Origin of the sequence: Streptomyces rubradiris, assembly GCF_016860525.1 — a bacterium.
GTDB classification, from domain to species: domain Bacteria; phylum Actinomycetota; class Actinomycetes; order Streptomycetales; family Streptomycetaceae; genus Streptomyces; species Streptomyces rubradiris.
Map to the genome: position 1 here is coordinate 211,217 of NZ_BNEA01000001.1, position 13,052 is coordinate 224,268.

Annotated in this window: 14 protein-coding genes; 9 read left to right on the forward strand and 5 right to left on the reverse strand. The window is 73.9% G+C overall.

Translation table 11 applies throughout. The annotated features are described in order from the left end of the window. The first annotated feature begins 54 nt into the window (after window positions 1-54). The 4 genes from Srubr_RS00850 (at window position 55) to Srubr_RS00865 (ending at window position 4,695) form a co-directional block, all read left to right on the forward strand. Window positions 55-489: an ATP-binding protein gene (locus Srubr_RS00850; RefSeq protein WP_189999840.1), complete on the forward strand. Its 435-nt coding sequence runs from the start codon at window positions 55-57 to the stop codon at window positions 487-489. Window positions 490-702: 213 nt separating this feature from the next. After that, a complete protein-coding gene (locus Srubr_RS00855) occupies window positions 703-2,079 on the forward strand; it encodes an NAD(P)/FAD-dependent oxidoreductase (RefSeq protein ID WP_189999841.1) in 1,377 nt (458 codons plus the stop codon). Between the two features lie 95 nt (window positions 2,080-2,174). After that, entirely contained in the window at window positions 2,175-2,384 is a 210-nt protein-coding gene (locus Srubr_RS00860) for a DUF4287 domain-containing protein (RefSeq protein WP_189999842.1), read from the forward strand. Between the two features lie 64 nt (window positions 2,385-2,448). Then, window positions 2,449-4,695: an FUSC family protein gene (locus Srubr_RS00865; protein ID WP_229927016.1), complete on the forward strand. Its 2,247-nt coding sequence runs from the start codon at window positions 2,449-2,451 to the stop codon at window positions 4,693-4,695. 4 nt (window positions 4,696-4,699) lie between these two features. Here Srubr_RS00865 and Srubr_RS00870 read toward each other — a convergent pair whose 3' ends face one another. Continuing rightward, on the reverse strand, window positions 4,700-5,554 hold the full coding sequence (locus Srubr_RS00870) for an RNA polymerase sigma factor SigF (RefSeq protein ID WP_189999843.1): 855 nt from the start codon (window positions 5,552-5,554) through the stop codon (window positions 4,700-4,702). 329 nt (window positions 5,555-5,883) lie between these two features. Here Srubr_RS00870 and Srubr_RS00875 point away from each other — a divergent pair, with 329 nt between their 5' ends. Together Srubr_RS00875 and Srubr_RS00880 are read left to right on the forward strand one after the other, a co-directional pair. Next, on the forward strand, window positions 5,884-6,126 hold the full coding sequence (locus Srubr_RS00875) for a hypothetical protein (protein ID WP_189999844.1): 243 nt from the start codon (window positions 5,884-5,886) through the stop codon (window positions 6,124-6,126). Window positions 6,127-6,413: 287 nt separating this feature from the next. Continuing rightward, window positions 6,414-6,872: a cyclic nucleotide-binding domain-containing protein gene (locus Srubr_RS00880; protein ID WP_189999845.1), complete on the forward strand. Its 459-nt coding sequence runs from the start codon at window positions 6,414-6,416 to the stop codon at window positions 6,870-6,872. Between the two features lie 13 nt (window positions 6,873-6,885). On the opposite strand, the gene Srubr_RS00885 is transcribed toward Srubr_RS00880, so the two are convergent. Beyond that, window positions 6,886-8,211, reverse strand: coding sequence for an MFS transporter (locus Srubr_RS00885; protein WP_189999846.1), 1,326 nt, complete (start codon window positions 8,209-8,211; stop codon window positions 6,886-6,888). A gap of 86 nt (window positions 8,212-8,297) precedes the next feature. Beyond that, window positions 8,298-8,912: a LysE/ArgO family amino acid transporter gene (locus tag Srubr_RS00890; protein ID WP_189999847.1), complete on the reverse strand. Its 615-nt coding sequence runs from the start codon at window positions 8,910-8,912 to the stop codon at window positions 8,298-8,300. Between the two features lie 66 nt (window positions 8,913-8,978). Between Srubr_RS00890 and Srubr_RS00895 the strand changes: the two genes are divergently transcribed. Together Srubr_RS00895 and Srubr_RS00900 are read left to right on the forward strand one after the other, a co-directional pair. Next, entirely contained in the window at window positions 8,979-9,866 is an 888-nt protein-coding gene (locus Srubr_RS00895; RefSeq protein ID WP_189999848.1) for a LysR family transcriptional regulator ArgP, read from the forward strand. A gap of 248 nt (window positions 9,867-10,114) precedes the next feature. After that, entirely contained in the window at window positions 10,115-10,369 is a 255-nt protein-coding gene (locus Srubr_RS00900) for a WhiB family transcriptional regulator (protein WP_189999849.1), read from the forward strand. A gap of 63 nt (window positions 10,370-10,432) precedes the next feature. Here Srubr_RS00900 and Srubr_RS00905 read toward each other — a convergent pair whose 3' ends face one another. Together Srubr_RS00905 and Srubr_RS00910 are read right to left on the reverse strand one after the other, a co-directional pair. Beyond that, on the reverse strand, window positions 10,433-10,882 hold the full coding sequence (locus Srubr_RS00905) for a DUF6098 family protein (RefSeq protein ID WP_189999850.1): 450 nt from the start codon (window positions 10,880-10,882) through the stop codon (window positions 10,433-10,435). Window positions 10,883-11,030: 148 nt separating this feature from the next. Continuing rightward, window positions 11,031-12,464 (reverse strand): M1 family metallopeptidase, encoded by a 1,434-nt coding sequence (locus tag Srubr_RS00910; protein ID WP_189999851.1) that lies wholly within the window; start codon window positions 12,462-12,464, stop codon window positions 11,031-11,033. Window positions 12,465-12,643: 179 nt separating this feature from the next. On the opposite strand from Srubr_RS00910, the gene Srubr_RS00915 reads away from it, so the two are divergent. Next, window positions 12,644-12,994, forward strand: a complete 351-nt coding sequence (locus Srubr_RS00915) for a DUF488 domain-containing protein (protein WP_189999852.1) — start codon at window positions 12,644-12,646, stop codon at window positions 12,992-12,994. Window positions 12,995-13,052 lie beyond the last annotated feature (58 nt).

Below are 13,052 nucleotides of genomic sequence, written 5' to 3' on the forward strand. Positions count from 1 at the left end.
CAGTCGACGACGACCGCCCGGACCGGCGGGGCCGGTCGGGGCCGGGGAAGCGAGATGGCGACGGAGCCGCGTTGGGACGACACACCACCTTCGGAGGAAAGGTACGAGCGTACGTTCTCCTTCCCGGGTGAGCTGCGCAACGTCACGGGGGCGCGGCTCGCCGCGGAGGACTTCCTGCGTGCCCTCTCCCGTCAGGCGCCGCCGGGCGCGCAGGAGTACTGGGACGACATCCTGCTGGTGGTGACCGAACTGGCCGCCAACGCCATCCAGTACGCGCCGGGCCCGTTCGACCTGCGGATGCGCCGCACGTTCGACGGGGTGCACGTGATGATGCGGGACACCAACCCGGCCCGCCCGGAGCCGCGGCCCTTCCATCCACGCACCGGTGGCGGCGGGATCGGCTGGCACCTGGTGCACACGCTGTGCAGCCAGGTCAGCGTCGTCGTGCACGACAAGGGCAAGGACATCCACGCGTTCCTGCCCTGGTGACGCCGGGGAGGGCGGGCGGCCACAGGACGTGTAGGCGGGCGCGCACCGGTTACTCCACCGGGCAGCGGGGGCGAGGCCGCCCCCCACGCGTTCGTCTGCCTGCCGCGCCCGGCTGGCAAGGTGGCCGCGGGCGCGGTGGGATCGGAGTTGGCGCACGGCGGTCCAGGGCACGCGAACAGTGTCGAGCCGGACCGCCCGGAGCCGCAGAAAGGGATGAACACCGTGACACGACCCAGGATCCTGGTGGTGGGCGCAGGCTTCGCCGGAGTCGAGTGCGTCCGCCGCCTGGAGCGGAAACTCGCCCCCGACGAGGCCGACGTCACGCTGGTGACGCCGTTCTCCTATCAGCTGTACCTGCCTCTGCTGCCCCAGGTCGCCTCCGGCGTGCTCACGCCGCAGTCGATCGCCCTGTCGCTGCGCCGCAGCAAGAAGTACCGCACCCGGATCATCCCGGGCGGTGCGATCGGGGTGGACCTGAGGTCCAAGGTGTGCGTCGTCCGCACCATCACCGACAAGATCGTCAACGAGCCCTACGACTACATCGTGCTGGCCCCGGGCAGTGTGACCCGCACCTTCGACATCCCGGGCCTGACCGAGCACGCCTTCGGGATGAAGACGCTCGCCGAGGCCGCCTACATCCGCGACCACGTCATCTCCCAGCTGGATCTCGCGGACGCCAGCGACGACCCGGCCGAACGGGCCGCGCGGCTGCAGTTCGTGGTGGTCGGCGGCGGCTACGCGGGCACGGAGACCGCGGCCTGCCTGCAGCGCCTCACCCACGCCGCCGTGCAGCGCTACCCGCGCCTGGACCCGGGCCTGATCCGCTGGCACCTGATCGACATCGCGCCCAAGCTGATGCCGGAGCTGGGCGAGAAGCTGGGCCGCAGCGCGCAGGAGATCCTCGGGCGGCGCGGCATCGAGGTCTCGCTGGGGGTGTCGATCGACAAGGCCGGCGCCGAGGAGGTCACCTTCACCGACGGCCGGGTGGTGCCGACGCGCACCCTGATCTGGACGGCCGGGGTGGTCGCCAGCCCGCTGATCGCCACGCTCGGCGCGGAGACGGTCAAGGGGCGGCTGGCGGTGACCGCGGAGATGTGCCTGCCGGGCCACGACGGGGTGTTCGCGCTCGGCGACTCCGCGGCCGTGCCCGACCTGGCCAAGGGCGAGGAGGGCGCGGTGTGCCCGCCCACCGCCCAGCACGCCATGCGGCAGGGCAAGGTGGTCGCCGACAACGTCATCGCGACGCTGCGCGGACAGCCGATGCGGCCCTACGAGCACAAGGACCTGGGCCTGGTCGTCGACCTCGGCGGCAAGGACGCGGTGTCCAAGCCGCTCGGTGTGGAGCTGCGCGGGGTGCCCGCCCAGGCGGTGGCCCGCGGCTACCACTGGTCGGCGCTGCGCACCAACGTCGCCAAGACCCGGGTGATGACCAACTGGCTGCTGAACGCCGTCGCGGGCGACGATTTCGTGCGCACCGGCTTCCAGGCCCGCAAGCCCGCCCGGCTGAAGGACTTCGAGTTCACCGACGCCTATCTGACACCGGAACAGGTGCGGGCCCGGGTGGAGGGCGCGGCCGTCGGACCGTCCTGATGTGACCGTGCTCACCGCCGGCCGCCGATGAGTCCGCGCCGGGCGGGCCGTCCTACCAGGTGATCACGGAACACCGCACGGAGGGACGCACCACCATGACCGAGAAGACCGTCAAGGGCCCGGCGAGCTACTTCCCCTCGATCGAGAAGAAGTACGGCCGCCCGGTCGGCGAGTGGCAGGAGCTGATCCGGTCCTCGCCGCTGACCCGGCACATGGAGCTGGTCGGCTGGCTGAAGTCGGCGCACGGGCTCGGCCACGGGCACGCGAACGCCCTGGTGACCGCCACCCTGGCCGAGGGCAGGTAGCCCGGGCGCGCGTGCGATGCTGGATCATGGAATCGATGGCTGGCACGGGAGAGAGCGCGGCTAAGTGAGGGCAGCGGGACGGTCGGGACGGGTACGGCTGTGGGACCGGCTCGCGGCGTCGGACCCCGGGCTGCTCCGGCTGACGGCGGGACTGCGCACGGTCACCGCCATCACCCTCACGCTCGCCGTCCTGGCCGGCATCGGCGTTCCGGTGCCCCGTCTGGTGGCCGGGGCCATGGCCGCGATGGTCGCCACCTTCGCCATCCGGGAGAAGCAGCCCGCCCGGCAGGCGGTCACGCTCGCGCTGGGTCTGCCGGTGGCGCTGGCCTCGGTGTCGCTGGGCGCGCTGCTCAACCAGCACGTCGTCGTCGGCGACCTGTTCTTCGTCGCCCTGATCTTCAGCGCCGTCTACGGGCGGCGGTTCGGCGACCGCGGCACCGCGCTCGGGCTGATCGGGTTCCAGATCTACTTCCTGTCGCTGTTCGTGCAGGCCACACCGGCCGTGCTGCCCGCGTTGTACGGCGTCATCGGTGTGGCGTTCGCGTGCAGCGCCACCGCCCGGTTCGTGCTGCTGCCGCAGACCCCGGCGGGCACCCTGGACCGGCTGCGGCGGGCCTTCCGCGCCCGGCTCGCCCAGCTGATCGCCAGCCAGGCGAAGCTGCCGGACGCCGGGCCCGAGGAGGTGGAGAAGGTGCTGGAGGAGCTGCGCACCCGCACCGCCCGGCTGCACGAGACGGCGCTGATGATCCAGGGCCGGCTGGAGGACGGCACCTCGGACCCGGCGGTGGCCCGGCTGCTCCAGCGCCGGGTCGCCGACGCCGAGATCGCGGCCGAGCGGCTGGGGCTGCTGCTGCTCACCGCGCGCAGCGCCGAGCGGACCGACACCCTCACCCTGCACCTGCCGGGCGCTCCGGTGCCCTCGGGGGTCGAGTCGCCGGTGCGGGACGGGGCGGCCGCCGCGCTGCGCCGGGATCTGCGGGCGCTGCGGGTACTGATGCTGCGGCCGGCCAAGGAGACGTCCGGGACCGCGCTCGCCCAGGTGCGCAACCGGCTGCTGGGCTATCGCGAGGAGGAGAACCTGCCCGAGGCGTCCCCGGCCGTGCAGGACGTCTTCCGGGGGCTCGGCGAGGCGGCCCGCGCCTCGCTCGGTCTGCGGCTGGCCCTGGACGGCCCGCAGGACGACGAGTCCGCCGACACCCCGGCGACCACCCGTTCGCGCGAGGAGCTGGACGCGGAGGACGCCGCGATCGAGATCAGCGAGGAACGGACCCCGCAGGCCGAGCCGACCGGGCTCGCGCGGCCCACCACCCGGGCCGCCCTCCAGGTGGCCGTGGGGTCCTCGCTGGCCATCGCCGGCGGTGAGCTGCTGTCCAGTCAGCGCTGGTACTGGGCGGTGCTGACCTGCTGGATCGTGTTCCTGAACACTGCCTCCACCGGCGAGATCCTGGTGAAGGGCTACCGGCGGCTGCTGGGCACGGTACTCGGCGTGGTGGCGGGCATCGGGCTGGCCGGGCTGGTCGGGCACCACACCTGGCTGGCGTTCGGCCTGGTGCTGGTGTTCATCTTCGCGATGTTCTACAGCGCGCCGCTGTCGTACACCCTGATGTCGTTCTTCGTCACCGCGATGCTGGGGCTGCTGTACACCCTGCTGAACACCTACAGCGCGGAAGTGCTGGTGCTGCGGATCGAGGAGACGGCGCTCGGCGCTGCCTGCGGGGTGTTCGCCGCGGCGGTGGTGCTGCCGGTGCACACCGACCGCCGTACCAACGAGCTGCTGGTGGCGGTCCTGGACCGGCTCGCCGATGTCACGCGCGGCGCCGTCGACCAGCTGAGCGGCGGGACGGGCGGCGATCTGGTGGAGCGGGCGCGGGAGCTGGACCAGGCGCTGGCGGACCTGCGGGCGGCCACCCAGCCGCTGACCCATCCGATCACGCCGCTGCGCTCGCGCCGGGACTCGGTGCGGTACGTGGTGGCGCTGCTGGAGACCTGCGCGTACCACGGGCGGTCCCTGGCGGCGACGGCGGAGCTGCTGCCGACGCACCCCTCGATCGCGGCCGATCCGCGGCTGCGCGGGGCGTGTGGACGGATCGTGCACAACATCGAGGCGATCGCGGCGCATGTGGCGGACCCGCGGGCCGCCGTGGAGATGGAGAGCGGCTCCAGCATCGCGTCGATGCTGGAGCCGGGAACCCTGCGCACCCCGCGCTACGGCCGGGTGACCGACCGGGTCCTGCGCCATCTGCAGCGGCTGGACGAGGCGGTCTCCGGTCTGGCGCGTCCGCTCGGTGTGACCGGCGGTCCGGCCGGCTGAGCGGCTACCGCCGCCCGGCCGGACCGGGCCGGTGGGTGCCGAGCGCCTCCTCGCGGATGCGGGCGCAGCTGCGGCTGATCAGCCGGGAGACGTGCATCTGCGATATGCCGAGCCGGTCGGCGATGCGGCTCTGCGTCATGTCCTCGAAGAAGCGCATGTAGAGGATGGCCCGCTCGCGCTCGGGCAGCCGGCGCAGTCCTTCCTTGGCGGCCTCCCGGTCCACGACGACGTCGTAGGAGGTGTCCGTCTCGCCCAGGGTGTCGGCGAGGCTGTAGCCGTCGTCGCCGGCGGACAGCTCGGCGTCGAGGGAGAGGGTGCTGAAGCTCTCCAGCGCCTCCATGCCGGCGCCGACCTCCTCCTCGGTGAGCCCGGTGTGGGCGGCGATGTCGGCGACGGTGGGCTCGGGGCTGCCGGGGTTCTGGGTGAGTTCCCGCCGGGCGACCCGGACCCGGTTGCGCAGCTCCTGGACCCGGCGGGGCACCCGCAGGGCCCACATCCGGTCGCGGAAGTGCCGCTTGACCTCCCCGGTGATCGTCGGCACGGCGTAGCTCTCGAAGGCGCCGCGGGACGGGTCGAACCGGTCGATGGCCTTCACCAGTCCCAGCGCGGCCACCTGACGCAGGTCCTCCACGGACTCGCCGCGGTCGCGGAACCGCCCGGCGATCCGGTGGGCCATGGGCAGCCAGGCGGTGACGAGTTCATCGCGTACGGCGTCCCGCTCGGGGCCGTCCTCCAGCTCAGCCAGCCGGGCGAACAGCGCCGCGGTGTCGGGGGCGTCGTCGTGGTTGCGGCGGGCGGGCGTCCCGCCGGTGGCGGGGGCGGTCGTGCCGGGACGGCTTGTCGACATGTCGGTCAGCATGCGGAATCGCTCCTGAACGTGTTGCAGGGCACCTCCGGAAACAGGGGTTCCGGGTTCTGGCCCGAACGGTGGTGTCAGGGTTTCGCCGCGGGTTCGCCGCCGGGCCCGGCGGAAGGGGCCCAGGCAGCGGGTCTTCTCCCCGCTGGGCGCGCGCCTCCGGTCCGAAGCACGAGACTCCGCCTGCCCCCTCGCCCAGCGGGCAAACACCCTCGCGAACGGAACTTCGCCGACCGGTTCGGCGCAAGCGGAACGCGGGCCGGGGCGGGGTCCGGTCCGGGCACGCTCGGTGCGGGTGTCATCACCCGGGAACTCGCGGGTACCCGCCGGACATGACGGATGTCGTGGACGCGGACGAGTTGTTGCGCCGCATCCGGCGCGGCCGGGAGCACGCGGCGGCGCAGGAGCGGGCATGGCGGGAGCGGGCCGGGAGCCTGGCGGTGACGGATCCGGAGGGCGCCGCGGAGGCGGCCGACCGGGCGCGGGCCTTCGAAGCGGTGCTGCGGGTGCTGGAGGAGATCGTCCGCCCGGGCGGGGACCCCGTACGGACGGACGGAGTGAAACAGGTCACCTGACCCGATATGGGCTACGGGGAGGCCCGTAAATGGTTTATTGTTCATCCATACGTGGTGCGGGAGCCGCGCGGGACCACGCCGCGCCCCGCCTCGCGTCACCACATACGGCCCTGGCTGGTTTCCCCCGTCCAGCCAGGGCTTTTCCCTGCCCGGAAGCGGCCGGCGGCCGACGGGCGCCCCGTCTCGAGGTGCCCGGGGCGGCGGCAGCGGCTGAAATGGGCTTGAGACGCCGTTCGTCCCAGCACAGCACCCGCACCGCAACCGCCGCCGGCGAGGAGCCCCGCGCCATGACCAAAGCGATCAAACTGCTCACCGCCCTCCCCCAGGCGCAGCGCGAGCGCCTGATGGAGGTGGCCGAGGAGGTCTCCTTCCCGGAGGACAGCCGCATCTTCGAGGCGGGCGGCACGGCCGACCGGTTCTGGGTGATCCGCTCGGGCGCGGTCCACCTGGACACCCAGGTGACTCCCCGGCAGCGGGTGACCGTGGCCACGCTCGGCGCGGGCGACCTGCTCGGCTGGTCCTGGCTCTTCCCCCCGTACGAGTGGGACTTCGGCGCGGTGGCCTTCACCGACGTACGCGCCTACGAGTTCGACGGGCCGTCGGTACTCGCGCTGTGCGTGGAGGACCCGCTGCTCGGGCTGTCGGTGGTGCGCACGGTGGCCGAGATCCTCGCCCACCGGCTGGAGACGACCCGCGGGAAGCTCATGGAGCAGTACACGATGCGCCGGCGGGTCGGCCCCCTCTAGCCGGGCCCTGCCGTCAGACGCGGTAGCGGCGCAGTGCCGGGACGGCGCCGGCCAGGGCCAGCATCGCCACCACGACCAGGGCGCCGCCGCCCGCGACGGCGGCCCGCGGGCCGAAGGCGGCTCCGGCGGTGCCGTGCAGCACGTCGGCCAGTCGCGGCCCGCCCGCGACGACCACGGTGAACACCCCCTGCATCCGGCCGCGCATCTCGTCCGTCGCGGCCGACAGCAGGATGGCGCCGCGGAACACCATCGAGACCATGTCGGCGACGCCGGCCGCGGCGAGGAAGACCACCGCGATCCACAGGTTGCCGCTCAGCGCGAACCCGACGATGGCCACGCCCCAGCCGACGACCGCCCCGGTGACCATCCAGCCGTGCCGGCGGGCCCGCGAGAACACGCCGGAGAACAGGCCGCCCAGCACCGCGCCGACCGGGATGCCGGCGAACAGCACGCCCAGCGCCAGGCCCTCGCCGTAGGAACCGTAGGTCTCGGCGGCCAGCTGCGGGAACAGGGCGCGGGGCATGCCGAACACCATGGCGACGATGTCGGCGAGGAAGGACAGCAGCAGCACCTTGTGCCGGGAGATGTACCGGAACCCGTCGGCGATCTCGCGCAGCCCGGCCCGGCGGGTGCCGCTCCCGCCGAGCGGCGGCAGGGCGGGCAGCCGGAAGACGGCCCACACGGTCACGCACAGCGCGAGCGCGTCGATCAGATACAGCTCCGGCAGCCCGATGAGCGGTATCAGCGCGCCGGCCAGCAGCGGGCCGGCCACCAGCGCGGTCTGCATCACCGTCGAGCCGAGCGCGTTCGCGGCCGGCAGCTGCCCGGCCGGGACCAGCCGGGCTATGGAGGCGCTGCGGGCGGGCGCGTTGAGGCCGAAGAACGCCTGTTGCAGCGCGAGCAGCACCATGAGCACGGGGACCGAGTCCAGGCCGGTGACGGCCTGCGCCCAGAACAGCAGCGAGGTCACCGCGATGCCGCTGTTGGTCACCAGCATCAGCTTGCGCCGGTCGACGGCGTCGGCGACCGCCCCGCCCCACAGCGCGAAGGCGACCATGGGCACCAGCCCGGCCAGGCTCGCGTAGCCGACCCAGGCCGAGGAGTGGGTGATGTCGTAGATCTGCTTGGGTACGGCGACGGCGGTCAGCTGGCTGCCGACGGAGGTGACGATGGTCGACGACCACAGCCGCCGGTAGGCGGGGATGCGCAGGGGGCGGGTGTCCATCGCCCAGCGGCGCCAGCCGCGCCGGGGCGGTTCCCCGGCCGCCGGCGCGCCGGTCGTGGTCTCGGTGCCGCCGCTCTCGCCGTTCTCGGTACTTCTGCTCTCGCTGGTGTCCACGGGTATCCTGGTTGCTCGTTACATCTTTTCGCTTCGTGAGGCTAACTGTCTCAGCGGCAACCAGCGGAACATCGAACGGGTTTCGGTCAGGCCCCGGCGACCAGGCTCACGCCCAGCACCAGCATGGTGGCGGCGACCAGCCCGTCGAGCACCCGCCAGGCGCCGGGCCGGGCCAGGTACCGGCCGAGCAGCCGGGCGCCGAAGCCGAGGGCGGTGAACCAGCACAGGCTGGCGAGCGCGGCGCCGAGCCCGAACGTCCAGCGCAGCGGGCCCCGGTCGGCGGCCAGCGAGCCGAGCAGGAACACGGTGTCCAGATAGACGTGCGGGTTCAGCCAGGTCATCGCCAGGCAGGTGAGCACGGCCCGGCGCCGGGAGCCGGCCGCCTCGCCCTCCGCGCGCAGTCCCGTGCCCGGCGTGAGCACCCGGCGGGCGGCCAGGACGCCGTAGCACATCAGGAAGAGGCCGCCGACGACGCCGATCGCGCGGAGCGCGCCCGGCCAGGCCACGACCACCGCGCCGACCCCGCCGACGCCGAGCGCGATGAGCACCGCGTCGGACAGGGCGCAGATGCCGACCACGGTGAGGACGGCGTGCCGGCGCACCCCCTGCCGCAGGACGAAGGCGTTCTGGGCGCCGATGGCGACGATCAGGGAGAGTCCGGTGCCGAATCCGGCGGCAGCGGCGGTCAGGGCGTGGTTCATGCCGACGACGCTAGAGACACCGCGGTCTCAAGTACAGCTAATGATTTTTACGTACCCTTAGCACGCGTGATGACAGAGCTTCCCGTGGAACAGGTCCGGACCCTGCTGGCCGTGGTGGACGAGGGCACCTTCGACGCTGCCGCCGCCGCGCTGCACGTGACACCGTCGGCGGTCAGCCAGCGGGTCAAGGCCCTGGAACAGCGCACCGGCCGGGTGCTGCTCCAGCGCACCAGACCGGTACGGCCCACGGAGTCCGGCGCGGTGCTGGTGCGGTTCGCCCGGCAGCTCGCCCGGCTGGAGCGGGACGCCTGGGGCGAGCTGGGGCTGGACGGCACCGGGGAGGCCACGCGGGTGTCGGTCGCGGTGAACGCGGACTCGCTGGCGACCTGGTTCCTGCCGGCCCTGTCCCAGGTCGCGGACCTCTGCTTCGAGCTGCACCGGGAGGACGAGGACCACACGGCGGCGCTGCTGCGCGAGGGCCTGGTGATGGCGGCGGTGACCTCCTCGCCCGACCCGGTCCCCGGCTGCGCGGTCCGCCCGCTGGGCCGGATGCGGTATCTGCCGGTGGCCGCGCCGGAGTTCGTCGCGGACCGGCTGGCGGGCCGGCCGGCGGCACAGGCGCTGGCCGGGGCGCCCGTGGTGGTCTTCGACCGCAAGGACGACTTCCAGGACGACTTCGCCCGCCGGCTCGGCCATGCCTCGGCCGGCCCGTTCCGGCACCAGGTACCGACTTCGGAGGGGTTCCTGGACGCGGTCGTCGCGGGGCTGGGCTGGGGCATGGTCCCGGAGGTCCAGGCCGGGCCGCTGCTGGCGCGCGGGCGGCTGACCGTGCTGGTCCCGGGCGAGCACACCGATGTCGCCCTCTACTGGCAGCAGTGGAGACTGCACTCCCCCGCGCTGGCGGCCCTGGCCGACGCGGTGACGGCCACGGCGGCGCGGGCACTGCGCCGCTGAGCGGCGCCGGAGCCGTCCGAACTGCCCGGCGGGGGCTGGCGGTAGCGTCCGTGGGGCCCCATCCGCCCCCGCTGCCCTGCCGGTTGGCCGGCCGCGGTCGTCGCGCGACCGGTGTCCGGGCCACCGCGAGGCCATCTTCCCGGGATCGCCCGGCGGTTGTGCCGTTTCACGTCCTCCCGACCGGTCACCCGGACGCGAGAACGCCTACGACAGGCACGGACGACTTCCACCGATCCAGGAGACTTCCGATGGACAACTGGCGCGACCATGCCGCGTGCCGTCACGAGGATCCCGATCTGTTCTTCCCGGTCGGGACGACCGGCCCGGCGCAGGTCCAGACCGAGCGGGCGAAGGCGGTGTGCGGGCGCTGCCCGGTCCGCGAGCAGTGCCTGGACTGGGCGCTGGACACGGGCCAGACCCTCGGCGTGTGGGGCGGCACCACCGAGCTGGAGCGCCGGGCGCTGCACCGGCGCCGGGCCCGCTCCCGGCCCCGCTCCGGGTGACCTGCGGGCCCGCGGGCATCCAGGGACGGCGGCCCTCCCGGCACGGGGTCCCCGCCGCGCGGCTCAGCCGCCCTTGCGGCGCAGGGTCCCCCACTCCCGCTCCTGGCGGGTCACCTCGTCCCGGGCCTCCTCGATCACGTTCTCGGCGATCCAGCACAGCGGCTCGACGTCGGCCACGAGCGGCTCGTTGTCGGGGCCCCGGCCGGTCTCCCGGCCCCTCAGGACCCAGGGCCGCACGCCGGGCCCCTTGTCGTGCGGCAGGTGCGCGTAGTCGTAGAGCCGACGGGCCACCCACAGCTCGACCGACCGGCCGTCCCACCACTGCTCCACGTCGAGCGGGTTGGCGGACAGCCCGGGCATGGACACGCCGGTCAGCTCGTCGGTGCTGGACACCTTGTGGAGATCGGTGCCGGGCCCCTTGGACCACCGCACGTACAGTCCCTGGTGGCGTCGCACCAGACCGGCCGCGTCGGCGAGCGTGGTCACGACCGGCAGGTCGTCCGGTGCGCTCATGGCTTGACCTCCCTGTGCTGCGCGTACGCGACGCGACCGGAGTACCCCGGCCGCGCGCCGGAAATCGGACGGCGGCGCTCCGCTCCGGTTCCCGGGGCTCGCCGCCCGGCCCCCGCCGGGGGCGGTGGAGCGGGCACCGGTCCGGATGTCAGGCGCGGTCCGGCTTGCCCGGCGCGTACAGCCAGGTGCGGAACAGCCCCGCCAGCCGCTTGCCCGAGATCCGCTCGGCCAGCGTGACGAACTGGGCGGTGGTGCCGTGTCCGCCGCGGCGCCCGTCCGCCCAGGCGCGCAGGATGCGGAAGAAGTCCCGGTCGCCGACGGCCCGCCGCAGCGCGTGCAGGGCCATGGCGCCGCGCTCGTAGACGGGCGTGCCGAACAGGTGCTCGCCGCTGCCGGGGTCGCCGGGCGGGTAGGCCCACAGGGCGTCGCCGGCGGGGCGGGCGTAGCGGGCGTCGAAGGTTTGCTGGGCGCTCGGGCCGCCGTGCTGCTCGGAGTGGAGCCACTCGGCGTAGGTGGCGAAGCCCTCGTTCAGCCAGATGTCCCGCCAGGCGGTGAGGGAGACGGAGTCTCCGAACCACTGGTGGGCGCTCTCGTGGACGAGGGTGCCGAGGTCGGGCGCGGAGTCGTAGACCGGGCGGGTCTGGGTCTCCAGGGCGTAGCCGACGTCCGGGGCGTGATCGACGAGGGAACCGGCGGCCCGGAACGGGTACGGTCCGAAGAGCCGGCTCTCCCACTCCAGCACGGACGGCAGCTTCTTCAGCACGGGCGCGGCGGCGCGCGCCTCGCGGGGGTCCACGGCGTTGAACACCTGGATGCCGTCACGGGTGGTGTACCGCTCGGTGCGGAACCTGCCGATGGTGGCGGTGGCCAGGTAGGCGGCCATCGGCTCGGTCTGGCGCCAGCGGAAGGTGGTCCTGCCGTGGGCGGTGCGCTGCCCGAGGAGGACGCCGTTGGCGACGGCGGTGTGGCCCCGCGGCACGGTGAGCGTGAAGTCGTACGACGCCTTGTCCTTCGGGTGGCCGTTCGCCGGGAACCAGGTCATGGCGCCCTGGGGTTGGCCGGCGACGAACGCGCCGTCGTCGGTGGGGATCCAGCCGTCCGGTGAGCCGTCGGGGTCGGTGACCGGCTCGGGCGTGCCGTGGTAGGTGACGGCGACCCGGAAGTCGCGGCCCTTCGCCCGCGCGGCGGGCGGGGTGACGACGAGTTCCCGTCCGTCGCGGGCGAAGCGGGCGGTCCGGCCGTCGACCGTGACCCGGGTGACGGTCAGCCCGGACAGGTCGAGGTCGAAGCGGGTCAGCCGCCGGGTGGCGCGGGCGGTGAGGACCGCGGTGCCGTCGAGGCGCCGGCCGGCCGGGTCGTAACGGAGCGTCAGGTCGTAGTGGCGCACGTCGTAGCCGCCGTTGCCGCTGAGCGGGAAGTACGGGTCGCCCGCGCCCGGCGAGCCGGTGGTGCCGGGTGCCGTGCTCCTCGCCACCAGCGGGGCCGCGGCCCCGGTGGTGGCGAGGAGCGCGGCCAGGGCGACGGGGACGGTGGCGAGGACGGCGGTACGGCGGCGGACGGGCTGTCTGCGCGGTGGCGTCACATGCGCTCCTCGGTCAGTGGCCGGTGATCGACTGGCCGTCAGCGTAGGCGGGTCGCCGCCCCCGATCCGCCCTTCTTCCGGTTTCCTCCGGTCGAGTCGCGTCGCGTCGCCGCCCGGTGGGCGGCGGGGCACGCAGTACGCTCGCGGCACCGTCCCCGTCCCGGAAGGAGCCCCGTGCCGTGAGCGTGCGCCTGCGCCGGATCTACGAACCGCCCGAGCCCGACGACGGTCTGCGCGTGCTGGTGGACCGGCTGTGGCCGCGCGGCCTCGCCAAGGACGAGGCGCACGTGGACGAGTGGCCGAAGGGGCTGACGCCGTCGGCGGAGCTGCGCGAGTGGTACCACGCGGGCGAGGGGTCGTACGAGGAGTTCCGCCGCCGCTACGAGGCGGAGCTGGACGCGCCGGAGGCCGCCCGGCTGCTCGACGGCCTGCGCGCGTCGGCCGGCAACGGGCCCGTGACCCTCCTGACGGCGTCGAAGCGGCCGGAGGAGAGCCACGCGCGGGTCCTGCTGGAGCTGCTCCGGGGCTGAGCCGCGGTCCGCGCCTGCCGCCGAAGTTCAGCCCGTGTGCCGGGGTTCAGCCGGTGAG